The following is a 21,369-nucleotide window of genomic DNA, read 5'->3' as shown; positions in this document are numbered from 1 at the left end:
TTTTGTTAATTCGTATTTCGTTAGTACTTTCTTATATTCTCTGGTGTTGCCGATTTTTGGTAGCACCATGGAAGTACTTCCAACTAAACGCCAATTATTTTAATCAAGATTTACATATATTTTCTAAGTTAGATATGGATTTGTTGATACCTGAGCAATGGCGTTTATTACAGTTTGTAGATAAAGGTGATGATCAAACAGCGAAAAATCCGGAAACCTATCCAGTTTTTTTGAAGCCTGAGTGGGGACAAAACTCGCAAGGTGTATGTCGTATAGACTCGCCTGAAGCGTTACAGCAGCATCGAGCTAATCGCCCTGCTCATGGTCCTCGTTATTTGATTCAAGCCGCTGCAAAGGGAAAAAGAGAGTTTGAAATATTCTTTATTCCGGGCGCAACGTCAGATCAGTCATCGGCTATTATATCGGTGACAGAAACCTGTAATCACAGTGATGATGAGATGCCAGTAAACGGTATTTATAATAAAGATACTTATTATAAATCTTGTATGCCTGAACTAAATACACAACAAATACAAAAAATAGAAATGTTATTCTCTCAAATTGGATCGTTTCGTATTGCCCGCTTCTGTGCGCGTGCAGACTCTTTAGAAGCTTTGCTCAATGAGCAGTTTTCTATCGTTGAAATTAATGTGTATGTGCCTATGCCATTAATCTTATTGATTCAAGAGATGACTTTAACGTCTAAATTAAAGTTTATCTTTGCGAGTATGAAACAATTAGCTTTAGTAACTAAAGATATTCCCGCTTCGCAACCGGTGAAGTCAATTTTCTTTCAAAAACTACAATCTGCTCGATTATTAAAATCGAAATTAAAAAATGAGCTTTCCTAATGAATATAAAAAAAATAATTTATGCTTGGATCAGTAAAAAATTCATGGGCGGTTGTAGCAACTACAATAGCTTAGAAGTACGTCGTAGTTGCAGAAGTAAAGAGCAAGCTAGAGATAGATTTAAGCAAGGTAATATTCCACATGCACAAGGATTGATCTTTTTTAATCCATTTGTGGCAATTCGTTTTGCTAAGCAACATGGCTTTCCCTTAGTGATTAAACCTAACGTAAGTGGTTTTTCACGCGGCAGTCATTTCCCTATTCGAGACTATAAAGAATTATGGAAAGCTATCTTCTTAGCGAAACTATGGTGGCCATTTACGGTTGTTGAGCAGTTTTTAGAAGGTAAAAACTATCGAGTTGTAGTTGCTAATGGCAAAATTGTTTCTGTATTACAACGTTATGCTCCTTCAGTAAAAGGCGATGGTGTCGCTACAATTCGTGAGTTAATGCGTAAAGAAAATGCAATCCGCGAAAAAATGAAGCTGTACCCTGTTATTTCAGCGTTGAAAGAAACGGCTCAATCACGTGCATTTTTAGCAAAGCAAGGGTTAGACTTTGACTCTGTTTTACCAGCAGAACAACGAGCAACGCTGTTTTATCGTATCTCTTTAGCGCCTGGTGGCGTGGTAGAAGTAATTGATAAGCAGTTATTACCAGAAGCAAATCAAACTTTGTTTAAAAATGTTTTAAATTTGTTTGATGCCAATATTTTAGGTATTGATGTGATCTTAGAAAAAGGGATTGAGTTTGATTATCGTGAACAAAAATGTATCTTCTTGGAAGTAAACTCACGCCCCTACTTGAAAATGCATGCTTACCCTCGTTACGGTGAAGCTGAAGACCTCAGTGAGTACTTTGACGAGTTAGATGCATTAGAAGTTAAACAGTCTGACACCTTCTAAGTGTCAGCTTTAACACGCACTTTTTACCTTTTTACAGGATTTCACTCCTTCCTGTTAGGGTTAATGCCTTTATTTATTGCAGTCATTCTGTGGGATAAAGGCCTTACCATCAGTGATATTTCCTCGTTTATAGCCTTAACGGCCGTTGGCTTTGTCGTCGCTTTGTATTGTTGGGATCGTCTGCGTGCTCAGCATGATTGGGGTAAGTTAATAAGTTTATCTTTTATCTTACAAAGTCTGTTTGTAATGTTATTAATTTGCGGCAATGAGCAGCTGATAGCTACTGCTGGCGCTTTAATAAACGGTGCGGCAGGGTGTTTCTATTGGTCAACTCAACGTCTGTTATTTCAAGCAATCACTGAAGATAAAAACACCGGTAATACCTTTGGTAATTTCCAAATACTAGTGGTGTTTGCATTAAAAATCGGTGTGTTAATTGGTAGTTACCTGTTGGGGATGGAATACTTTAGTGGCTTGTTATTACTCTCTTTTGTGCTGTCGATATTGGGGTTTTTATTGGTACACAAAAGCTTAAATAGTAATACACAGCTTGAAAAACTAAAACAAGTACCTGCCTTTACCCTAAAGCAAGTGGTTAAATTTCAGGATCAACATCGTTCATCCTTAATTTTTGTGGTTGATGGATTATTTTTATTCTTAGAAAGTTATTTTTGGATGTTAACTATCTACATGTTAACCCAAGAGAACGTGATGCAATTAGGGCTTATCTTAATTGCTTTAAGTATTTTATTAGCTTTGATTTTTTTTGTTATTAAAAAATATATTGATAGAGTTGATACTCAAAAAGTCTATCGAATTGCAGTACTAGGTTATGCTTCCTCGTGGGTCATTCGCGGAGTGCTGGATATTGAAATGGATAGCATCTTGATTTATAGCGGCTTATTACTTGCTGCCTTCTTAAGTAACTTTTTCCGTCTGGCATTTAATAAACGATTCTATGATATTGCTCGTCAAGACAAACCAACACGTTACATTATCTGTAAAAGTTATTATTCTCAGTTTATGTTAGTGGTCTTTTTTAGCATTATAGCGGTATTTACCATGGCCACTGATACTGCGCTTCATCAGTTACAGGTGATTTATTACCTGTGTACGCCATTAGTTTTAGTTTATTTTGTATATGGGCAACATAGCAAACCAGCAGCGGTATAACCTAAAACGCCAGCGAGATGCTGGCGTTTTGTTTTGATTGATAGAAAAAGCCTTAGTCCATCAAATACTCTAAGCCATAAACTAGTTCAGTGCGTTTAACCACTTCTTTACATGCTAGACAAATGCCTGGCATGAATGATTCACGATGCTGAGAGTTATGCTCGATTTTTAAGGTCTCACTCAACCCTCCAAAAAACACGGTTTGTTGTGCTACAACGCCCGGTAAACGAATAGAGTGTAATTTCACATTATTTAATTCTGCACCACGTGCACCTTCGATTAACTCTTTATCGCTGCAAGGTGTCGCCGCTTTAGTACGCGCTGCTGAGATTAACTCGGCTGTGCGGATACCCGTACCCGATGGGCTTTCTTCTTTTTGTGGACTATGCGCTTCAATGACTTCAACATCAGGCAAGTATTTTGCAGCTTGAACTGCAAATTTCATCATTAATACTGCGCCAATAGAGAAGTTAGGTGCGATCAAGCCTCCTAGTTTCTTTTCTTGCGCTAGCGCTTGTAACTCTGCTACTTGTTGCTCAAGGAAACCACTGGTGCCGATCACAGGGCAAGCACCAGCATTAAGAATAGTTTGTGTATTATTAAAACCTGCAGACGCCGCAGTTAAATCAACAACGACCTGTGCCCCGGTAGATTTGATTAATGCTGCTAGATCATCGCCAAAGTCACATTCTGCAACGAGTTCTAATTCACTATCATTATTCACTGCTTTTACGGCTTCACTGCCCATACGGCCTTTTGCGCCGTTTACAATTACTTTAACCATGGTTGTTCCTATTGATTTAAAAAGTGGTAACTGACAAATCCAATCCAGCTTATGGCCAATAAGACCCAAGGCAGAATAGAGGTGCTAGGTTTATGAGGGATATTTGTATTGGATTGAGCATCTTCAATGGGCACTTTTTTCTTTTTTGCCTTGTTGGCTTCGCGCTGTTTGCTTTTAGCTAATTTTTTATATTCAGCAATGCCTTTTTGAATACCTTGGGCAACCAGTTTGGTTTGCTCCTTAGTTTGCCCTGGCTTTTGCACTTTCTTAGCCATTGCCAGTGCTTCATCTTGTGTTTCTTGTGATATTGCTGGTTTAGTATATTTAGCCATTGATGCTCTTCTTTATGTTACTTTTTATCTTTTTTATGTTTCTTTTTTTGTTTCTTCTGCAACTTTTTTAATTGCTTGAGTGTTTTCTTTTTGGACTTTTGCTTACCGCTTTTCTTGGTATCCTCTCCGAGTAAAGCGTTAGTTACTTTTTTTGTGCATTCTTAGAACGCTTAGTCGCCTTCTTGGTAATATTCTCTAGAAAATTTTCTGGATCGTCGTAATTATATTTAACCAAATGCTCTACTAATAATTTAGTAATGACTTGCGTTTCAGTGATTTCGTCTCGGCTTCTACCGCATCCACCGCAACTTTTTTTGTTACTTGTACAATCACCTGTGCACGGACTAAATTTCATCTAATGTACCTTGTATTTTTGATCATAAGACTGCGCATTGGGTGGCGGTCTTGTTTAACTCGTGTTTAAATAGATTATAAAAATAATCATGATCTACTTTCTATTCCTATACAGTCCGTTGTATAGCAAATTCGATATATAGTTAACATGCATTTTAATAAATTAATCCCATATTCTAGCAATTTTAGAGAGCCTATTCATGACTTTTAAAGTTTTAATTGTATTACTGTGCAGTTTACTACTTACCGCTTGTTCCGATGTTGAAGATCAACTCAATAAAGATTATGGCAAAGAGCAACCAAGACCAAGACAATTAAGCACTGATGACACATTAGCCGAAGAATTTCGTGACCAAGTCATGCCGTTATTAGAAAAGCGCTGTGTGGTTTGTCATGGCTGTTATGATGCGCCTTGTCAGTTAAAACTATCCTCTCCTGAAGGGATTGACCGCGGTGCAAGTAAAGAGCTTGTTTACAATGGCCAACGTATTCTAGGTGCAGCACCTTCACGTTTATTTATTGATGCGGACAGCACTGAAGAGTGGCGCCATAAAGGTTTTAAATCTGTTATTAATGAACGTGATCAAACCATGCTGGCTAACTTACAAGGCAGTGTGATGTATAAACTATTACTGCAAAAAGAGCGTCACCCTCAACCGCAAGGTGTATTACCAGAACAGTTTAATTATTCCTTAAACAGAGAAGACCAATGCCCAGATATTAATGAACTAGGGGAGTATGAAGAAGATTTTCCTTTGTCTGGCATGCCCTACGGCTTACCTAACTTAAGTCATGATGAGTTTAAAACGTTAGAGCAATGGATTTCCCGTGGTGCGCCTATGTCCGAACCTTTAGCGTTATCCGATGAAACAGTAAAACTGGTTGATCATTGGGAGCAAAAGCTCAACGGCGACTCGCGTAAAGAGCAGTTAGTTGCGCGTTATATTTATGAACATTTATTTATCGGCCATATTTACTTTGATGCTCTACCTATTAGCACAGAGGCACCTCCGCGTTTTTTCCACTTGATACGATCGTCTACTCCGCCCGGTCAACCAGTGAAAGTGATTGCTACACGTCGCCCTTATGATGACCCTAAAGTAGAGCGTGTTTATTATCGCTTAGTCTTAGACAGAGCGATTACGTTAGCCAAAACTAATTTACCTTACGTATTCAACGAGCAACGTGAAAAGCTTTGGGATGAGCTTTTTTATGATGCCGATTTCAAGGTTAACTCATTACCGGATTACAGTGACTTTAATCCGTTCTTGGTATTTAAAGATATCCCTACCTATTCGCGTTATCAGTTTATGTTACAGGAAGCATATTTCACTATTGGTGGGTTTATCAAAGGTCCTGTTTGTCGAGGCCAAGTGGCGGTGAATGTAATCAACGATAAATTCTGGGTATTCTTTGTTGACCCAGAGTCTAGCGGTAATAAAGACGTTGACCAGTTTGTTTATCAGCAAGCAAATAATTTGAGATTACCTGCAGAGTCGAGTAGTGATAATTTATCGTTAACAGAATGGTTGTCTTACGCCAAAGGTAACAGGCAATACGTTAAAGCAAAGAGTGACTTTATTAAACGTGAAATGGATAATATTGAGGGCTTAACTCTAGATAACATATGGTCTGGTAACGATAACGCTGCTTTAACCGTTTTTCGTCATATTGACAGTGCCACTGTGGTAAAAGGAGCGTTAGGCAAACAACCAAAAACAGCTTGGTTAATTGATTATCCTATACTGGAGCGAATTCATTATTTATTGGTGGCTGGCTTTGATGTATATGGCAATGTTGGACATCAGCTCACCACGCGCTTATACATGGACTTTTTACGTATTGAATCAGAAGCAAACTTTATTTCTTTCATTCCTAACGAATATAGAAAACCTGTATTAACAAGTTGGTATATTGATGCAACAAAAGAGTTAAGTGAATATCTCAATGATAAAAACCTAATGAATGCTCGCCCTTCTGGTATTCAATTCAAGACAGATTTTCCTAAAGTAGAGTTATTAAACAAACTTAAACATTATGTCTACGATCCTGAAATGTTACGCGCTAAAAGCGAGCAGTATCGGGTACCACAGGAAGATATAATATTGAAACGTTTGAATAATTTAGATAACTCAGTGGTGCTGTCATTACCGCAAGTCTCATTCGTAGTCGTGGAAGATAATAATGGAGAAGATCGCGGTTATACAATATTGCGTCATAATGAACATGAGAATGTTTCAAGCTTATTAAATGAAGCCGCTAATCGCCTGACCGCTAAAGACAACTCAGAAATATTTAAAGGTTTTTTAGGTACTTATCCTGGATTAATCTTTAAAGTGAATGCCACAGATGAAGAGGATTTTGTTCGTTTATTTTCACAGGCGAATAATAAAGAAAAATTCGCAACTCTGATGGAAACCTACGGCATACGTAGAAGTAATCCTAAATTTTGGGAGGTGAGTGACCATTTACATGACCTCTATTTACAACAAGACCCTATTGAGTATGGTTTATTTGATTATAATCGCCTTATTAATCGTTAGATTATTGCCTCCAGAGTTATGATGATTAATTTATGTTTTGATTTATCATAACTCTTTATAAAAATATCTCTAATTAGGTGTTTTTTGTTTGATTTTATTTAGATTAACTACTATTTTGTTGAATTAATTATTCAATAGGCAAAATACACTGATGGAAATCACTGCTGATCTTTTTAAAGATGTTAAAAAGCTACCCGTTTTACCGCTAATTCTTTTGGAATTGATGGATTCTTTTTCTGACGAAGATACCCGTGTGGAAGATATTGCAGCAAAAGTAGCAAAAGATCAGTCGATTAGCGCGAAGGTGATCCGTATGGCTAACTCTGCAGTTTACCGAAGAGGCAAAGAGGTCGAGTCCATTGAAGAAGCTGTTATTCGACTAGGCTTTAATCAAGTCAGAAGTATTGTCGTAGCGGCTACCTTATCAAATGTATTTCCTGATACACCTAGTTTCGATAAAGACAAATTTTGGGAAGAGACCTTTATTACAGCGAGTATTGCTAAGCATTTAGCAAAACATACAAGTATAAACAGTGATACTGCTTTTACTTGTGCCATGATGCATAATATTGGTGAGCTTTTATTGCAAACCATTAAACCTGCTGAGTGTGGTTTGATTAAAATTGCCATTGATGCTGGACAACCTCGCTTATATGCTGAACGAGAAGTGCTGGGGTTTGATAACACACAAGTTGGCGCTGCTTTAGCTAAGCATTGGAGCTTTTCTTCAGTATTTGTCGATGCCATTGAACAGCAATTAGATCCGTTAGAGTATGAAAACACATCACAAGCAGCGGTATTGATCCGCCTTTCCGTTTTTACTCGTTTTGCTTGGTCACTTAACCTGCCGCCTGAAATTATTATTAAACGTTTCCCTGAGCCGTTGACTCAAGCAATCAATTTAAAAACAGAAGGGCTGTTAGACACCTTTACTAAGATGATTGAAGAAGGCCAAACATTAGCTCGCGATATTAAAAGTTAAGAGAAAATATATAATCTTCCTTAGTTTTTATATATTTGAAATTTATGGTTAGGTTTATTACCTAGCCATTATTAATACCTCCTTTTTACCAGCAACATAAAAATACCTTCTAATCTACTGAACTTGAATGAGTTCATTCACTGTAACCTTTATTCCTAAACAACCTTTTAATAGCAATCACAATAAATTGCTTATCAATTTTACTTGTTAAAACAGCCCATTTCTTTGTTGTAAATTTCGTAAAGGGAACAGTTATTTACGTCTGAATGGAACTGTTTTTTCAGCGCAAAATTTAGACAGCGTATTTAATGTAATCGGTATGATTAATTTGCTATTTTCTTAATTGAAGTTAAGTCCCTATTAAAAAATATGACATTAAATGACGCATTATGATTTTGTTATATAAAATCAATCGCAAATTGCAGCTCGGCGTAGCATGTTTGGGGAATAGTCAGTTATACTCGTGATTCAAATTGAGAGGGGAAAGTATGATTTACAGTATGACGGCATTTGCACGCAAGCAATTAAAAGGTGATTGGGGGACAGCAGTTTGGGAGATCCGCTCTGTGAACCAACGTTATCTTGAAACATATTTTCGTTTGCCTGAGCAATTTCGTGGTTTAGAAACAAAATTAAAAGATACATTTCGTAAGCGCTTGGAGCGCGGTAAAGTTGAATGTAGTTTACGTTTTGAAGCTAACTCAACAAGCAGCACATGTCTGAATATGAACCAAGAATTAGCAACTCAACTAATACATAATGCACAATGGGTTGCTGAACAAATGGGGACAGGCCAAATCAATCCTGTTGATATCTTAAAATGGCCAGGCGTAATGCAAGCGCCAGAGCAGGATATTGATGTGGTCAGCGCAGAGCTTATGGCTGGTTTTGAAAGTACGCTAAATGACTTCATCGACTCTCGTGCAGCTGAAGGTGCAAATCTAGGTGTATTTATCGAACAACGCTTAACTAATATCAGCGAACAAGCAGCGAAAGTTCGTGACTTTATGCCAGCCGTACATGCTTGGCAGAAAGCACGTATTTTGAAGAAATTTGAAGATGCTAAAGTTGATTTAGATGGCACACGAGTAGAGCAAGAATTAGTACTTTTAGCGCAAAAATCCGACGTTGCCGAAGAATTAGACCGTTTAGACTCACATGTGTCTGAAGCACGTAACGTACTAAAAAAAGGTGGCGCTATAGGTCGTCGTTTAGACTTTATGATGCAAGAGTTCAACCGTGAGGCAAATACATTAGGCTCTAAAGCAATTAATACTGACATCACCGCTGCAGCCGTTGAATGTAAAGTGTTAATAGAACAAATGCGTGAGCAGGTACAAAATATTGAGTAATATCAATGTTTTGTCTTTAAAATAGTAAACAAAGCCTCGCATTTCGAGGCTTTGTTGTTTTTATACCTAGTTTAATGTTTATATATTAACTTATACCCATGGTACTTCAAGATGCGCTTCATAAAATTGAAGTCTACTGTTCTACAGTGAAATTTTATAACAAAGCAGATTGTCGCAAGTTGTCTTGCCCTTCGAGGCGTAAGCTCGGAAATCAGCGCTGTGTTGCATCAATCGAAAAGGAAATAACCATTACCTCATGATGCGTCTTGCTCTGATGTCCGAGCTTGCGCCTGACAAAGCATCTTGAGGTAGTATGGGTATATATAAATAACGATATTATTATTGTTTCGTTATGGTGCAAAATTTATTTGTCACGCACTTATTAAGTGCATGTTTTTTTATTGAGAGAGTCATTATGCAGAGCAAAATCAACCGCATTGAGATAAATAAAAATATCCTTAATGCGGCGATAACTGAGTTTAGTCAACATGGGTATATTGGAGCATCAACTCAAGCTATTGCCCGCCGTGCGGGACTTGCCAAGTCACAATTACATTATTATATAGGCAGTAAAGAAGCGCTTTATCAACGAGTGCTAGGAACTTTATTTGAAGCATGGGGAGATCTATTTGAGTTTGATACCCAAAAAACTTCAACACCTGCTGAAATCATCTCTCATTACATAGATTTGAAACTCAGTTTTGCACTTGAGCATAAAGAATTATCTCGTATTTTTACCGTGGAAGTCATTAGTGGCGGTAAAAGCTTATCGACATTTTGGCCTGATGCAATGCTCCGTATGTCGAGTAATATAGAAGTCATTAATGAGTGGATAGAAGAAGGAAAAATTCGTTCTTTAGATGGTCGTTTATTAATGATGAATATATGGGCTTTAACCCAGTACTACGCTGATTATGCGCTACAAGCTGAAGTCATTTTAGAAGGATCTTTAGACGATCCTACCTTGCAGGAAAAAGTACGACAAGAGCTCAATGATCTTATTTTATTAGGTTGTGGTTTAACACCTCAATAACATTATTTTCATAAATTAAAATCCCTACTTAATTGGCTTGTTTGTTAAGCCAAGTCTTACCTATGTTTGTCTGTTTATCTTTTCGTCTTTTTATTGTTAATACAGTGTTATTCAATTGTTGGCATCAAACATGCAATTAATTTGTCCAATCGGACAAATTAATTGGTTGGTGTATGATTGAAGATAAAAAGATACAAGTTCGCATTTCAGAAATTGAAGTGTTAACAGAAACAATATGTCGCTATCGTTTTGAGTCTCTGAATAAAGAGTCTTTACCTGCTTTCTCTGCAGGTGCTCATATCGAAGTTGATATTAATGATGACTTCACTCGAGCTTATTCCTTATGTAGCGACCCTAGCGATGCGCATACCTATTACGATATTGCTGTTAAAAGAGAAGAGCTGGGACGTGGAGGTTCAAAAGCATTTCATCAAGTAGCTAAGGTTGGTGGTGTATTCTCCATTAGTACACCGAAGAATTACTTTTCTCTATCAGATACAGCGGAACATCACCTATTGATTGGCGCGGGTATCGGTTTAACACCGATGATCGCGATGGCGCATACATTAACCGCTGAACATAAAGATTTTACATTTATCGCCTGTGCTAGTGGGTTAGCAGGGTTGCCTTTTTCTTCACAGTTATCATCTCAATCCTGGTCTACACAACTCTGGTTAGCTGGCCGGGCTAGTTTTCATTTTGCTGACTTGCTAGTTAATTTACCAAAACAGGTTCATGTGTATTGTTGTGGTCCAAATGGTTTTCTGGAGCTCGTAAAAGAACAATGCCTTGCTTCAACTAGTGAACCACTACCAGCCGAACAATGGCATGAAGAACGATTTACAGCTACAGGTGTGTCTGCGAATAGCGATAGTTTTGAATTATATCTACGTCAAAGTGAACAGCGTATTCCTGTTGCTACGGGAGAAAGCATGGTTGAAGCATTGCATAAAGCTGGAATAAAAGTAGATACCGTATGTGAGCAGGGTATTTGTGGAAGTTGCTTAGTAGCGTGGAGTGATGGGGAGCCTATTCATCGAGATCAATGCTTAGAAGATACCGAACGAGATGAGTATATCGCCTTATGCTGTGGTGGTTGCAACTCTCAAAGCCTAACCTTGGAGCTATAATTATGCGTCCTTCTATACCAACACCTGTGTCTCAATGGTTAACTAATTTACGTTTACCTGAATGGCTATTACCAACAGATTGGCCATTGTCAAATGGATTACCGCAGCTAGCTCATGTTGAAGTGAGTGCAGGAGTTGTTTCTAAATTAACGCCAATACTACCGAGTGATGTGATTGATTTTATCGATATCGATGGAGCTTTATGCTTGCCGAGTTTAGTTGAAGCTCATGCACATCTTGATAAAACATTTACACGTGAGCGTATTGGTAATGTTACGCCTGGATTGTTAGGTGCTATTGAAGCAATGCACCAAGATAAATCTAAGTGGAGTCATAATGACCTTTGGCTGCGTGCAGAAAAGGCTTTACAGCAAGCTTATTCAAATGGTGTCGCACATATACGTACACATATTGATTGGGATAGCGAGCAAACGCCAGCGGCTTGGAATGTGTTACAAGCGTTGGCTAAAAGTTGGCAGCATAAAATTCATCTTGAACAGGTAGCACTTGTCCCTTTAACACTTCTTGCTGATAAAACATCTACTGACAGCATACTTCAAAAAGTGATATCCACAGATCTTGGGATAATGGGATGCTTTATACACAGTGTTAACTTCAATGCCGATGCGTTTGAATATTTAATTAAACGAGCTGCGCAGTTAAACATAGATCTAGACTTACACATTGATGAAGAGCTTGCCGAACAGCCTCAAGGGCTTATGTGTTTGTTAGATTGTTTAGAAACAGTTCCTTTTAGTGGGCGTATTGTGTGCGGACATGTCTGCGCATTAAGCTCATGTGAAGAGGCATTAGCAACTTCATTATTGGATCGTCTTAGCAAACAACCTATTACCTTAATCTCCTTACCAACGACCAATTTATTATTACAAGATGCCGAGGTTGAACGTACGCCTAAATTACTTGGTTTAACGCTTCTTAAGGAAGCGAAAACCCGCGGTATTCCAACCATGATTGCAACGGACAATGTGCAAGATGCCTTTTGTAGCTTTGGCGAGTATGACCCAGTTGAAGCGTTACGGTTAGCAACATATGGGGCGCAATTAAGTCATGTTTTTGATAGATGGTCGCAATCTATTTGTGATGCCAACTACTTATCCAGCGATCTCCCAACCTTTAATTTAATAGGTAAAAGAGCTGACTTCATTGTGTTTGATAGCAAAGATGTTTGGAGTTGGCCAAGTGGTGAAATGCGTTTACTTATTCGAGATGGCGGCATTATTAAAGCGAGTAAGCAAGCGACTACTTCTCTGTTTAACGATCAAAAGGGGATCTCATGAAACCAAATACAAATCAAAAAAATGCAGGTCAAGGTGCACCATTAGCGCGTTACGCTGCGACGAAGCGAGTGGGGGATTTTATTTTCTTCTCTGGTGTGATCGCTGTAAACCCTAAGAAAAAAATCATTGTACAAGGTTTTGATGATATTCCCGCTGAGGTTGCTGATGCGATCGGTCGTACTGGCCAGTTTTCTGCTGACTTTAAGCAACAAGCTATTTTGTCTCAGAGTTGGTATGTGCTGAATAGCATTCGGCAGCATATTGAGCAACAAGGTGGACAAATGAGTGATGTATTTAAGCTCGTTCAATACTTTAAAAACTTAGATCATTTCCCACTTTTTAGTCAAGTGAGAGATCAATTTTTCCCGGACGAACCACCTATTTCAACGATCGTTGAAGTTAGTGCGATGCTGCCTAGTGAAGATATTTTAATTGAAGTGGAAGCAACTGCTTACTTACCTTTAACATCATTATAGAGAGATTATTATGTTACATGCTTATACGCCACCAGAACGTTTTCTTCCTTATTTGACTTGGCCTGAAATTGATCAGATGGAAGATAAAGAAAATGTCGTTATCGTATTGCCAGTTGGGGCAATAGAACAACATGGTCCTCACCTTCCTTGCTCTGTTGATGCAACGGTCTCAGCGGGTGTTGTTGGTCATGCTTTAGCGTTATTACCGCAAGATATTCCTGCTTATGGCATCCCCACGATCACTTACGGCAAGTCCGATGAACATTTGCACTTCCCTGGCACCTTAACGCTTACTGGAGAGTTGTTATTACATACGGTTCAAGAGCTCGGTGAATCACTTTATCGTTCAGGGTTTAGAAAATTGTTGATGGTGAATGCACATGGTGGTCAACCGCAACCATTAGAGATGGCTGCACGTGAATTACGTCTACGCCATGGTGACTTTATGGTGATTGCTCGTGATGTTTGGAGCTTACCGCATAACGATGACTTTATATCTGAGAAAGAAAAGCAATTATCAATGCATGCTGGACATGGTGAAACAGCGATCATGATGGCCTTGTTACCTGATTCAGTGCATATGGAACGCAGTGAAGCACATTACCCAGAGCCTTTTCCTTGCCCAACATTAACGAATGGTCGCCCTGCGGCTGCTTGGGCAAGTATCGACTTTGGGCCATCTGGTGTTATTGGTGACCCTAGTGCTGCAACTTTAGAGCAAGGAGAACAGCTATTAAGTGATCTTGCTACTCAGTGGGCTACAGCTATAAGCGAAATTCATCATGCACAATGGGTAAAACGAGAGTATCAATCTTGGGGTAAAAGCCAATTTAATGGTTACGTCCATAGTCAAAAATAGCTTTCATTGAGAACCGGCTATTCAAAAATTACTTAAACACTATTTTAGTTAATAAAGAGGGAACGATATGAACCAAAGTAAACAACAGTCAGTACGTACTCGTGTTATTGGACTAACTGCATTAGCGGCGTCAATGGCTTTATCAACCAGTGCAATGGCCGAGCAAACTCCATTTAACTTTGTCACCAATTGGTACGCACAGGCCGAACATGGCGGTTTCTATCAAGCATTAGGAGCTGATTTATATAAAGATAATGGATTAGATGTCAGCATCAAAATGGGCGGACCACAGGTTAATACCGTGCAGTTATTGGCCGCAGGGCGAGCTCAGTGTGCCTTAGTGGATGATATCGGGGCGATCAACGCAGTGAAAAAAGGTGTACCGATTAAAATAGTAGCGACTAGCTTCCAATTTGATCCTACTGTGATCATTACCCATAGCAATATTAATAAATTATCTGATTTAAAAGACAATACTATATTGATATCGAGTAGTGCTTATTCAAGCTGGTGGCCTTGGGCAAAAAAACAATATGGTTTTACTGATGCCATGACACGTCCTTACACCTTCAACATTCAACCTTTTGTACTGGATAATAAGATTGCACAGCAAGGATTTTTAACCTCTGAACCCTTTGCAATGAAACAGGCGGGCGCTGATCATAAAGTGTTTATGATTGGTAAAGATGGCTTTCCTCCTTATGGTAACTCGATTGCTTGTCGTACAGATGCCATTACCAACAATGGTGAGCAAATTACTGCATTCTTATCAGCAACTATGGAAGGCTGGAAACAATATCTAACGGATCCAACTGAAGGTAACAAATTAATTGTTAAAAATAATCCTAATATGAGTGCTGAGCAACTTAGTTACTCGTTGAAGGAGTTAAACCGCTCTGAAATCGTTACCGGCGGTGATGCTAAGGCTAAGGGTATTGGTATTATTACTGAAGATAGAATGCGTAAAACATGGCAAATGGGTGTTGATAATGGTTTATTTAAAGCATCGGAAGTTAGTTTAGAGAGTATCTTTACGACGCAGTTTATCGACGCTGTGAAGGTGGTGTTATGAGTCAAATCAATATAAAGAGTGATGATAGTGAACCAATATCATCTTCTAATTTACCCGCTGCAGTGGAGTTACTCTCAACAGAGAAAACCTATCCGAACGGTACACAAGCTTTGTTGCCTGTTGATTTGAAAATTAAGCAGGGTGAATTTGTCACCTTACTTGGCCCATCTGGCTGCGGTAAAAGTACATTGTTAAAAATGGTCGCTGGATTGGAGTCTCCTTCTGATGGGCGCTTACTGTTATGGCGTAAACCTATCGATAAATTGCATGAAAGTGACCGAACTTTATCCTTCGTGTTTCAAGAAGCTTCTTTAATGGTATGGCACTCAGTGCGTAAAAACATCAGCTTAGCCTTGGAGTTAGAAGGAGTTAAAGGGCAAGAAGCAGAGCAACGAGTAGACCAAGCGTTAAAGCTAGTAGGGCTTGAAAAGTTTGCCGACTCATTACCTAAAGAATTATCAGGTGGTATGCAAATGCGCGTTTCCATTGCGCGAGGGTTAGTGATTAAACCTGACTTGTTACTGATGGATGAACCCTTTGGGGCACTAGATGAGATAACTCGCTTTAAGTTAGATAGTGATCTATTAAGGCTTTGGCAGGAAAATGGTCTAACCGTGATTTTTGTAACGCATTCAATTCATGAAGCAGTGTTCCTATCTCAAAGAGTAATAGTCATGGCTGCCCGCCCTGGCAGGGTGATTGCAAATATTGAAATTGATGAACCTTTTCCTCGTACTCAACAGTTCCGTTTACAGCCTAAGTTTTCTCAATATGCGATGGAATTACATCAGTATTTAGAGAATGCATCCATTGAAGAGGCAACCTCATGAATGCTAAAACAGAAAAACAGCCTTTGCTAGCTAATCCAAGGTACAAAAAGATCATTATTCCTAGTTTGATTGCGATGCTGATTATTTTTACTTGGCAATTTATCGTGGTGACCGCAGACATACCTGAGTATATCTTTCCGTCTCCTTTTGTGACGGCTAAGACGCTATATGCTGATTGGGGGTTATTAGGACCTGCGCTACTTTATACGTTAAAAGTAACTTTATTATCTTTTTTATTAGCGATTGTTGTAGGAGTGAGTGTTGCCTTTGTGTTTGTACAAAATAGAGCCATTGAAACGGCTCTATTTCCATACGCCGTACTATTACAAGTGACGCCTATTGTCGCCATTGCACCTTTGATTATTATTTGGATTCAAAATACTACGTTAGCCTTAGTCGTGTGTTCTACATTAGTGGCAATATTTCCGATTATCTCCAATACCACGCTTGGTTTACGCAGTGTTTCTCCTAATTTATTAGCTTATTTTAAACTACGTCGTGCCAGCCGTTTACAAATTCTATTTCGCTTACGCGTACCTTCTGCAATGCCCTATTTCTTTGCGGCACTGCAAATTGCCAGTGGTTTGTCATTAGTTGGTGCGGTTGTCGCAGAATTTGTGGCAGGTACTGGTGGTGCAAATACTGGCTTGGCGTATCAAATTCTGCAGTCAGGTTATCAGTTGAACATTCCTCGTATGTTTGCTGCTCTTACCTTGATATCTCTAACGGGAGTGGTGTTGTTTGCTGCAATGTCCATGATATCTAAGCTAGTGATAGGGCATTGGCATGAAAGCGAAGTGTAGCGAAAATTTAATCAGTAGTAAGGAACAAGTTATGGCAGTTAGTGAAGCAATACAGACATTACAAACAAGGTTGCCTTCATTGGATTGGGTAACGTCACCCATTCAAGTAAAGCGACTATCAAAGGATTTTCATTGGTTTAGCCCTATTTTATTTGCGCAATTAAACACCAAAAAAGCCGATATAGTGGTTCGTCCTAAAAATGAGAAGGAATTAAAAGAGGTTGTTGCTCAATGTGCTGCACTGAAATTACCCATGACGGTAAGAGGCGGTGGAACAGGTAATTATGGTCAGTCAGTACCTTTACAGGGTGGAGTGACAATTGATACTTCTCATTATAACCAGATAAATTGGTTATCTCCGGATGATGGTATTGTCTCTGTGCAATCTGGTATTAAGTTAGGGGCTCTCGAAGACGCTGCAAGAGATCAAGGCTGGGAACTTCGTTGTATGCCTTCTACCTATAAAATGGCGTCGATAGGTGGGTTATTCTCTGGCGGCTTTGGAGGCGTTGGTTCAATAAACTATGGGCCGGTGGCTGCTGAAGGAACTATTTTATCTGTCAGAGTGATGACCATTTCTGAAACACCTGACATTTTTGAGGTGGGTGGTGATGAGTTAACGAGTTTCCATCATACCTATGGGACGAATGGTATCATTTTAGATATTGAATTAGCATTAGCACCCGCTAGAGTATGGGATGAGTATTTACTTTCCTTTAAACAGCTTGATGATGCCATTCAATTCTCTAAACAAGTTGCTAACAGTACTGGTATAGATAAACGCAATATCGCGGTTTTTGATGCTTACAGTGCTAGCCATTTTGAGCAAACACCAAAAGAGTTAGCTGCATCGGATTATGTTGTAATAGCGGTGATTGCATCTAATGCAAAACGGCCTATGCTGAAATTAATGGAAAATGCGCAGGGTAAGATTGAATGGAGCCAAACCTTTCAAGAAGCGTTACAAAGTAAGTCTACATTGATGGAATGCTGCTGGAATCATTCAACTTTGCTCGCATTAAAAAATAATAAAGCGCTTACTTATCTTCAAACTAATTATGATGTCGATAATGTTGTTGAACAATTAACTCAAATTGATGAGGCAAGTAACTCTCAAGCTCAAGTGCATCTTGAGGTGATTAGAATGGCTGATAGTGAATTAGCGATTGTGGGATTACCACTGATTCATTTTCAGAGTGCAGAGCAACTACAAAACATCGTTGATATACATACACAGTTTGGAGTGAGCATTAATGATCCACATGTTTACACACTTGAAGACGGTAAGCATAAAGGTTGTTTCAGTCATTCTATTTTAGACAGTAAGCGCAAGAACGATCCATTAAATCTTTTAAATGTTGGGAAGTTAAGAAGCCTTTAATAAGTTGTTCATAGAAAAATACCAATTTATTGGCTTAGATTGGTATTTTTACAGTGATGTTATCTCTTAAAGAGCGACTGTATTTTGCGGCATTATAAGTATATTTCAGTGGGATTATTATCTATTTTTTCTTGATAGTATTTCATTGAAGAGCGTGTTTATCTTTCATTTGTTGACTATTACTATGACCTGATTAAATGACTTATTCATCTTTTATTAGGAACATAACATGCCTGCATTAACTATTATTGCCAATATCGTTGTAAAGCCTGAGCACCTAGAATTTGTTAGATCTGAACTATTAACATTAGTTGAAATAACAAAAACGGAAACGGGGTGTATTAATTACGATCTTCATCAAGATAAAGAAAACCCTAACCATTTTATCATGTTTGAAAAATGGCAAAACCGTGCGTTATGGAAAAAACATGGTACTGCTGATCATTTTACTGCTTATGTGCAAGCTGCTGAAGGTAAAATTGATAGCTTTACAGTTAATGAAATGAATTTGTTAACTGCTTAATTTTACAATCACGGGCGTTATTCATCTGCTATTAATGGGTAATACTTGTATGCAAACATTGAACAAAGTCTCATATTATGAGGCTTTGTCATTTTAACTTATAGTACCCAAACTAGAATAATTCTAAAGTCACGACCTGGTGACATATTGCCCGCATCACCGTATATGGTTTCACCAAAGGTAGATTGAACTCGGTGTTCTTTATCAAATAAGTTACTAACAGAGAGGGTGAGTTTTAACGCATCATCATTTAGTGGCAAGTATTGAAGGTAAAGATCGTGAACACCATAACCAAGCTTGTCTAAGAGATCGTCATTCGTTTTAGTTAAGTGTGTTGTTACAAAGTTACTAGCCCAACTAAAATCTAGAGCATCAGATAACTGATTATTAACGTTAGTATTAATATGATCACCTGCAGAAATACCAAGATCAGTATCCTCATATAGTCATTTTATTTTCAATTCTGTTTTCATTTTTTATCTGTGATCCATCTTCAAAAAAATTATAAATAAAAATAAATAGCCTAATTATTGATAGGAAAATGAGTTAAATCACATAAATGTAACCGCTTTCTGTAACCGGTTACATTTATGCGTTACATTAAATTCGAATACAAGATCTGTTGGATTTTAAATTATCAATGCAATAAAAGGGAAATATTATGACTAAGATTCTACTTTGCTGTGCCGCTGGTATGTCGACCAGTATGGTGGTTAAAAAAATGCGTGAATCTGCTTCTAATAAAGGTATTGAGGTACAAATTGATGCTGTTGGTTTAGAAGAGTTTGATTCACATTTAGCAGAATATGACTGTTTTTTATTGGGCCCTCAAATCAAATATAAATTGAATGATTTTAAGGTTAAGGCTGATCAAGTAGGCAAGCCTATTACGGTCATTAATCAAATGGATTACGGAATGATGAAAGGCGAGAAAATATTAGCTGATGCGTTGGCGCTGATTAATTAAAGAGGGTCGCAGTATGTCTAGTAAATTTTTTGAGTTTTTAGAAAATACGTTGACGCCGATTGCAGGTAAGTTCGCTGCGCAAAGGCATATTTGTGCTATTCGTGATGGATTTATTGGCGCAATGCCTTTTATGATTGTAGGTTCATTTCTCCTCGTATTTGCTTTCCCACCATTTTCACCTGAAACCACTTTTGGTTTTGGTCAATGGTGGCTAGGGTTATCTAAGCAGTACTTTGGTGAGATCATGACACCTTTCCATATGACGATGGGCATTATGTCCTGTTATATCTGTACTTGTATCGCTTACAACTTAGCAAAAACTTATAAACTCGATGGTTTATCTATAAGTATGTTAGCGTTAATGACGTTTTTATTAATTTCTGCACCAATGGAAGAGGGGGTACTGCCAGCCTCATATTTGGGAGGTACTGGGATATTTACAGCGATTATCATCTCTATTTTAGTCACAGAGTTAGCTTATTTTCTTAACCGAAAAAACATTGGCTTTAAAATGCCAGAGCAAGTGCCAGATAAGATTCGTGAATCATTTAATTTATTAATTCCTGCGTTAATTATTATTTTGACCATTTATCCAATTAACTTATTAGTACAGCATGAATTTAATTTAATTATCCCTGGCGCAATCATGGCTGTGTTCCAACCTTTAATATCAGCATCTGACACGCTTCCAGCTATTTTATTAGCGGTATTAGTCGCACATGTTCTTTGGTTCGCTGGTATTCATGGTGCAGCGATTGTTGGTGGTATTATGGCTCCGTTCTTCCTTTCTAACTTAGGTGCAAATCAAGAAGCATTAGCGGCTGGTATGGAGTTACCACATATTTTTATTGAATCATTCTGGTCTTTCTTTGTGACCTTAGGTGGCTCTGGTGCAACATTTGCTTTGGTCTTGATGTATTTACGTAGTAAATCAGCTCACCTAAAAGCGATTGGTAAATTAAGCTTAGTACCTTCCATATTTAACATTAATGAACCGATTATATTTGGTACGCCATTTGTTATGAATCCAACTATGTTTATTCCCTTTGTTTGTATCCCTATGGTGAATGCGACTATCGCTTATTGCGCGGCAAGTTGGGATTTAATTGGTAAAACTATTTCATTAGTACCTTGGACTGCACCTGCGCCAATTGGTGCTGCATGGGGAGCAGGTTGGCAGATCAATAATGCCATCTTAGTGTTCATTCTTATCGGTATCAATATGGTGCTTTACTACCCATTCTTCAAAATTTACGAGAAACAGCTTATTGCTGAAGAAACAACAGAAAGTCAAACAAACGCATAAGCGTTAATCGTATATTTTCAATTTTACATTGGTCAGGAGCTACTTGCTGTAGCTCCCTAGTAAGTCGCGGGGTTTTATGATGGATTTAGAAATGACGGTAATGGAGTTAATCATCAATGCTGGTGAGTCAAAAAGTTTAGCAATGCAGGCTTTAGTGTCAGCAAAGAAGGGCGAATGGCACGAAGTTGATAGTTTACTTTCGCAGTCTACAGAGGCATCAAAGCGTGCACATAAAGTGCAAACAGAGTTAATCGGTTTAGATGAAGGCGAAGGCAAAGTACCAATGAATTTGATCATGGTGCATGCACAGGACCATATTATGACGGCGATGTTAGCGCGTGAATTAATTGAAGAAATTATAGATATTCATCGCAAACTAACATGATTGTCTACGTCGTTGGTTACAGCATAGTTA

23 protein-coding genes are annotated in these 21,369 nt (G+C 38.3%); 19 read left to right on the top strand and 4 right to left on the bottom strand.

Annotated elements, in window-relative coordinates:
* Positions 1–2: 2 nt before the first annotated feature.
* The 3 genes from AC0L3W_RS12925 (at position 3) to AC0L3W_RS12915 (ending at position 2,929) form a co-directional block, all read left to right on the top strand.
* Positions 3–851, top strand: a complete 849-nt coding sequence (locus AC0L3W_RS12925) for a D-alanine--D-alanine ligase family protein (RefSeq protein ID WP_409440335.1) — start codon at positions 3–5, stop codon at positions 849–851.
* A complete protein-coding gene (locus AC0L3W_RS12920; RefSeq protein ID WP_409440336.1) occupies positions 851–1,756 on the top strand; it encodes a cyanophycin synthetase in 906 nt (301 codons plus the stop codon). The genes AC0L3W_RS12925 and AC0L3W_RS12920 overlap by 1 nt, the downstream gene beginning before the upstream one ends.
* 63 nt (positions 1,757–1,819) lie before the next feature.
* Positions 1,820–2,929: an MFS transporter gene (locus tag AC0L3W_RS12915; RefSeq protein WP_409440337.1), complete on the top strand. Its 1,110-nt coding sequence runs from the start codon at positions 1,820–1,822 to the stop codon at positions 2,927–2,929.
* Positions 2,930–2,981: 52 nt separating this feature from the next.
* Here the strand turns inward: AC0L3W_RS12915 and dapB are convergent, their stop codons facing one another.
* The 3 genes from dapB to AC0L3W_RS12900 form a co-directional block, all read right to left on the bottom strand.
* On the bottom strand, positions 2,982–3,713 hold the full coding sequence (gene dapB, locus AC0L3W_RS12910) for a 4-hydroxy-tetrahydrodipicolinate reductase (protein ID WP_290040885.1): 732 nt from the start codon (positions 3,711–3,713) through the stop codon (positions 2,982–2,984).
* 8 nt (positions 3,714–3,721) lie between these two features.
* Entirely contained in the window at positions 3,722–4,045 is a 324-nt protein-coding gene (locus AC0L3W_RS12905; RefSeq protein ID WP_290040883.1) for a DUF2956 domain-containing protein, read from the bottom strand.
* Between the two features lie 142 nt (positions 4,046–4,187).
* Positions 4,188–4,400: a DUF1289 domain-containing protein gene (locus AC0L3W_RS12900; RefSeq protein ID WP_290040881.1), complete on the bottom strand. Its 213-nt coding sequence runs from the start codon at positions 4,398–4,400 to the stop codon at positions 4,188–4,190.
* Positions 4,401–4,599: 199 nt separating this feature from the next.
* On the opposite strand from AC0L3W_RS12900, the gene AC0L3W_RS12895 reads away from it, so the two are divergent.
* The 13 genes from AC0L3W_RS12895 (at position 4,600) to AC0L3W_RS12835 (ending at position 18,681) form a co-directional block, all read left to right on the top strand.
* A complete protein-coding gene (locus AC0L3W_RS12895) occupies positions 4,600–6,942 on the top strand; it encodes a fatty acid cis/trans isomerase (protein ID WP_409440338.1) in 2,343 nt (780 codons plus the stop codon).
* A gap of 151 nt (positions 6,943–7,093) precedes the next feature.
* Positions 7,094–7,924 (top strand): HDOD domain-containing protein, encoded by an 831-nt coding sequence (locus AC0L3W_RS12890; RefSeq protein ID WP_409440339.1) that lies wholly within the window; start codon positions 7,094–7,096, stop codon positions 7,922–7,924.
* A gap of 488 nt (positions 7,925–8,412) precedes the next feature.
* Positions 8,413–9,276 carry a YicC/YloC family endoribonuclease gene (locus AC0L3W_RS12885; RefSeq protein ID WP_290040875.1) on the top strand — a complete coding sequence of 288 codons (864 nt, stop codon included), beginning with the start codon at positions 8,413–8,415 and terminating at the stop codon, positions 9,274–9,276.
* Positions 9,277–9,691: 415 nt separating this feature from the next.
* Positions 9,692–10,309, top strand: coding sequence for a TetR family transcriptional regulator C-terminal domain-containing protein (locus AC0L3W_RS12880; RefSeq protein WP_290040873.1), 618 nt, complete (start codon positions 9,692–9,694; stop codon positions 10,307–10,309).
* A gap of 173 nt (positions 10,310–10,482) precedes the next feature.
* Positions 10,483–11,439 carry a PDR/VanB family oxidoreductase gene (locus tag AC0L3W_RS12875; RefSeq protein WP_409440340.1) on the top strand — a complete coding sequence of 319 codons (957 nt, stop codon included), beginning with the start codon at positions 10,483–10,485 and terminating at the stop codon, positions 11,437–11,439.
* Between the two features lie 2 nt (positions 11,440–11,441).
* Positions 11,442–12,737 carry an amidohydrolase family protein gene (locus tag AC0L3W_RS12870; RefSeq protein ID WP_409440341.1) on the top strand — a complete coding sequence of 432 codons (1,296 nt, stop codon included), beginning with the start codon at positions 11,442–11,444 and terminating at the stop codon, positions 12,735–12,737.
* Positions 12,734–13,213 carry a RidA family protein gene (locus AC0L3W_RS12865; RefSeq protein WP_409440342.1) on the top strand — a complete coding sequence of 160 codons (480 nt, stop codon included), beginning with the start codon at positions 12,734–12,736 and terminating at the stop codon, positions 13,211–13,213. The genes AC0L3W_RS12870 and AC0L3W_RS12865 overlap by 4 nt, the downstream gene beginning before the upstream one ends.
* Positions 13,214–13,223: 10 nt before the next feature.
* Positions 13,224–14,072, top strand: a complete 849-nt coding sequence (locus AC0L3W_RS12860) for a creatininase family protein (protein WP_290040865.1) — start codon at positions 13,224–13,226, stop codon at positions 14,070–14,072.
* A 67-nt stretch (positions 14,073–14,139) separates the two neighbouring features.
* The gene (locus AC0L3W_RS12855) at positions 14,140–15,144 is read left to right on the top strand and encodes an ABC transporter substrate-binding protein (RefSeq protein ID WP_290040863.1); all 1,005 of its coding nucleotides are present in this window, start codon (positions 14,140–14,142) and stop codon (positions 15,142–15,144) included.
* Positions 15,141–15,974 (top strand): ABC transporter ATP-binding protein, encoded by an 834-nt coding sequence (locus AC0L3W_RS12850; RefSeq protein ID WP_290040861.1) that lies wholly within the window; start codon positions 15,141–15,143, stop codon positions 15,972–15,974. The genes AC0L3W_RS12855 and AC0L3W_RS12850 overlap by 4 nt, the downstream gene beginning before the upstream one ends.
* On the top strand, positions 15,971–16,777 hold the full coding sequence (locus AC0L3W_RS12845; RefSeq protein WP_290040860.1) for an ABC transporter permease: 807 nt from the start codon (positions 15,971–15,973) through the stop codon (positions 16,775–16,777). Before AC0L3W_RS12850 ends, AC0L3W_RS12845 begins: the two co-directional genes overlap by 4 nt.
* Positions 16,778–16,808: 31 nt before the next feature.
* Positions 16,809–18,158 (top strand): FAD-binding oxidoreductase, encoded by a 1,350-nt coding sequence (locus AC0L3W_RS12840; RefSeq protein ID WP_409440343.1) that lies wholly within the window; start codon positions 16,809–16,811, stop codon positions 18,156–18,158.
* Between the two features lie 229 nt (positions 18,159–18,387).
* Positions 18,388–18,681, top strand: coding sequence for a putative quinol monooxygenase (locus AC0L3W_RS12835; protein ID WP_290040856.1), 294 nt, complete (start codon positions 18,388–18,390; stop codon positions 18,679–18,681).
* A gap of 98 nt (positions 18,682–18,779) precedes the next feature.
* Here AC0L3W_RS12835 and AC0L3W_RS12830 read toward each other — a convergent pair whose 3' ends face one another.
* Positions 18,780–18,941, bottom strand: a complete 162-nt coding sequence (locus tag AC0L3W_RS12830) for a hypothetical protein (protein ID WP_354669235.1) — start codon at positions 18,939–18,941, stop codon at positions 18,780–18,782.
* A 401-nt stretch (positions 18,942–19,342) separates the two neighbouring features.
* Between AC0L3W_RS12830 and AC0L3W_RS12825 the strand changes: the two genes are divergently transcribed.
* From AC0L3W_RS12825 to AC0L3W_RS12815, 3 genes are all read left to right on the top strand, one after another.
* Complete coding sequence (locus AC0L3W_RS12825) at positions 19,343–19,648, top strand: PTS sugar transporter subunit IIB (protein ID WP_290040854.1); 306 nt, start codon at positions 19,343–19,345, stop codon at positions 19,646–19,648.
* A gap of 13 nt (positions 19,649–19,661) precedes the next feature.
* Complete coding sequence (locus AC0L3W_RS12820; RefSeq protein ID WP_409440344.1) at positions 19,662–20,954, top strand: PTS sugar transporter subunit IIC; 1,293 nt, start codon at positions 19,662–19,664, stop codon at positions 20,952–20,954.
* 76 nt (positions 20,955–21,030) lie between these two features.
* The gene (locus tag AC0L3W_RS12815) at positions 21,031–21,339 is read left to right on the top strand and encodes a PTS lactose/cellobiose transporter subunit IIA (protein ID WP_290040851.1); all 309 of its coding nucleotides are present in this window, start codon (positions 21,031–21,033) and stop codon (positions 21,337–21,339) included.
* The last annotated feature ends 30 nt before the right edge of the window (positions 21,340–21,369 follow it).

This window comes from Psychromonas sp. KJ10-5, assembly GCF_055808325.1.
The sequence above is the reverse complement of the archived record's forward strand: the minus strand, read 5'-3'. Positions and strand labels throughout refer to the sequence as shown.

Bases quoted from the DNA above. Each gene is read 5' to 3' on its own strand.
- AC0L3W_RS12865 (WP_409440342.1), top strand. From the start codon at position 12,734: ATGAAACCAAATACAAATCAAAAAAATGCAGGTCAAGGTGCACCATTA.
- AC0L3W_RS12880 (WP_290040873.1), top strand. From the start codon at position 9,692: ATGCAGAGCAAAATCAACCGCATTGAGATAAATAAAAATATCCTTAAT.
- AC0L3W_RS12825 (WP_290040854.1), top strand. From the start codon at position 19,343: ATGACTAAGATTCTACTTTGCTGTGCCGCTGGTATGTCGACCAGTATG.
- dapB (WP_290040885.1), bottom strand. From the start codon at position 3,713: ATGGTTAAAGTAATTGTAAACGGCGCAAAAGGCCGTATGGGCAGTGAA.
- AC0L3W_RS12900 (WP_290040881.1), bottom strand. From the start codon at position 4,400: ATGAAATTTAGTCCGTGCACAGGTGATTGTACAAGTAACAAAAAAAGT.
- AC0L3W_RS12860 (WP_290040865.1), top strand. From the start codon at position 13,224: ATGTTACATGCTTATACGCCACCAGAACGTTTTCTTCCTTATTTGACT.
- AC0L3W_RS12905 (WP_290040883.1), bottom strand. From the start codon at position 4,045: ATGGCTAAATATACTAAACCAGCAATATCACAAGAAACACAAGATGAA.
- AC0L3W_RS12890 (WP_409440339.1), top strand. From the start codon at position 7,094: ATGGAAATCACTGCTGATCTTTTTAAAGATGTTAAAAAGCTACCCGTT.
- AC0L3W_RS12845 (WP_290040860.1), top strand. From the start codon at position 15,971: ATGAATGCTAAAACAGAAAAACAGCCTTTGCTAGCTAATCCAAGGTAC.
- AC0L3W_RS12820 (WP_409440344.1), top strand. From the start codon at position 19,662: ATGTCTAGTAAATTTTTTGAGTTTTTAGAAAATACGTTGACGCCGATT.
- AC0L3W_RS12835 (WP_290040856.1), top strand. From the start codon at position 18,388: ATGCCTGCATTAACTATTATTGCCAATATCGTTGTAAAGCCTGAGCAC.
- AC0L3W_RS12920 (WP_409440336.1), top strand. From the start codon at position 851: ATGAATATAAAAAAAATAATTTATGCTTGGATCAGTAAAAAATTCATG.
- AC0L3W_RS12895 (WP_409440338.1), top strand. From the start codon at position 4,600: ATGACTTTTAAAGTTTTAATTGTATTACTGTGCAGTTTACTACTTACC.
- AC0L3W_RS12840 (WP_409440343.1), top strand. From the start codon at position 16,809: ATGGCAGTTAGTGAAGCAATACAGACATTACAAACAAGGTTGCCTTCA.
- AC0L3W_RS12875 (WP_409440340.1), top strand. From the start codon at position 10,483: ATGATTGAAGATAAAAAGATACAAGTTCGCATTTCAGAAATTGAAGTG.
- AC0L3W_RS12855 (WP_290040863.1), top strand. From the start codon at position 14,140: ATGAACCAAAGTAAACAACAGTCAGTACGTACTCGTGTTATTGGACTA.
- AC0L3W_RS12915 (WP_409440337.1), top strand. From the start codon at position 1,820: ATGCCTTTATTTATTGCAGTCATTCTGTGGGATAAAGGCCTTACCATC.
- AC0L3W_RS12870 (WP_409440341.1), top strand. From the start codon at position 11,442: ATGCGTCCTTCTATACCAACACCTGTGTCTCAATGGTTAACTAATTTA.
- AC0L3W_RS12815 (WP_290040851.1), top strand. From the start codon at position 21,031: ATGATGGATTTAGAAATGACGGTAATGGAGTTAATCATCAATGCTGGT.
- AC0L3W_RS12885 (WP_290040875.1), top strand. From the start codon at position 8,413: ATGATTTACAGTATGACGGCATTTGCACGCAAGCAATTAAAAGGTGAT.
- AC0L3W_RS12850 (WP_290040861.1), top strand. From the start codon at position 15,141: ATGAGTCAAATCAATATAAAGAGTGATGATAGTGAACCAATATCATCT.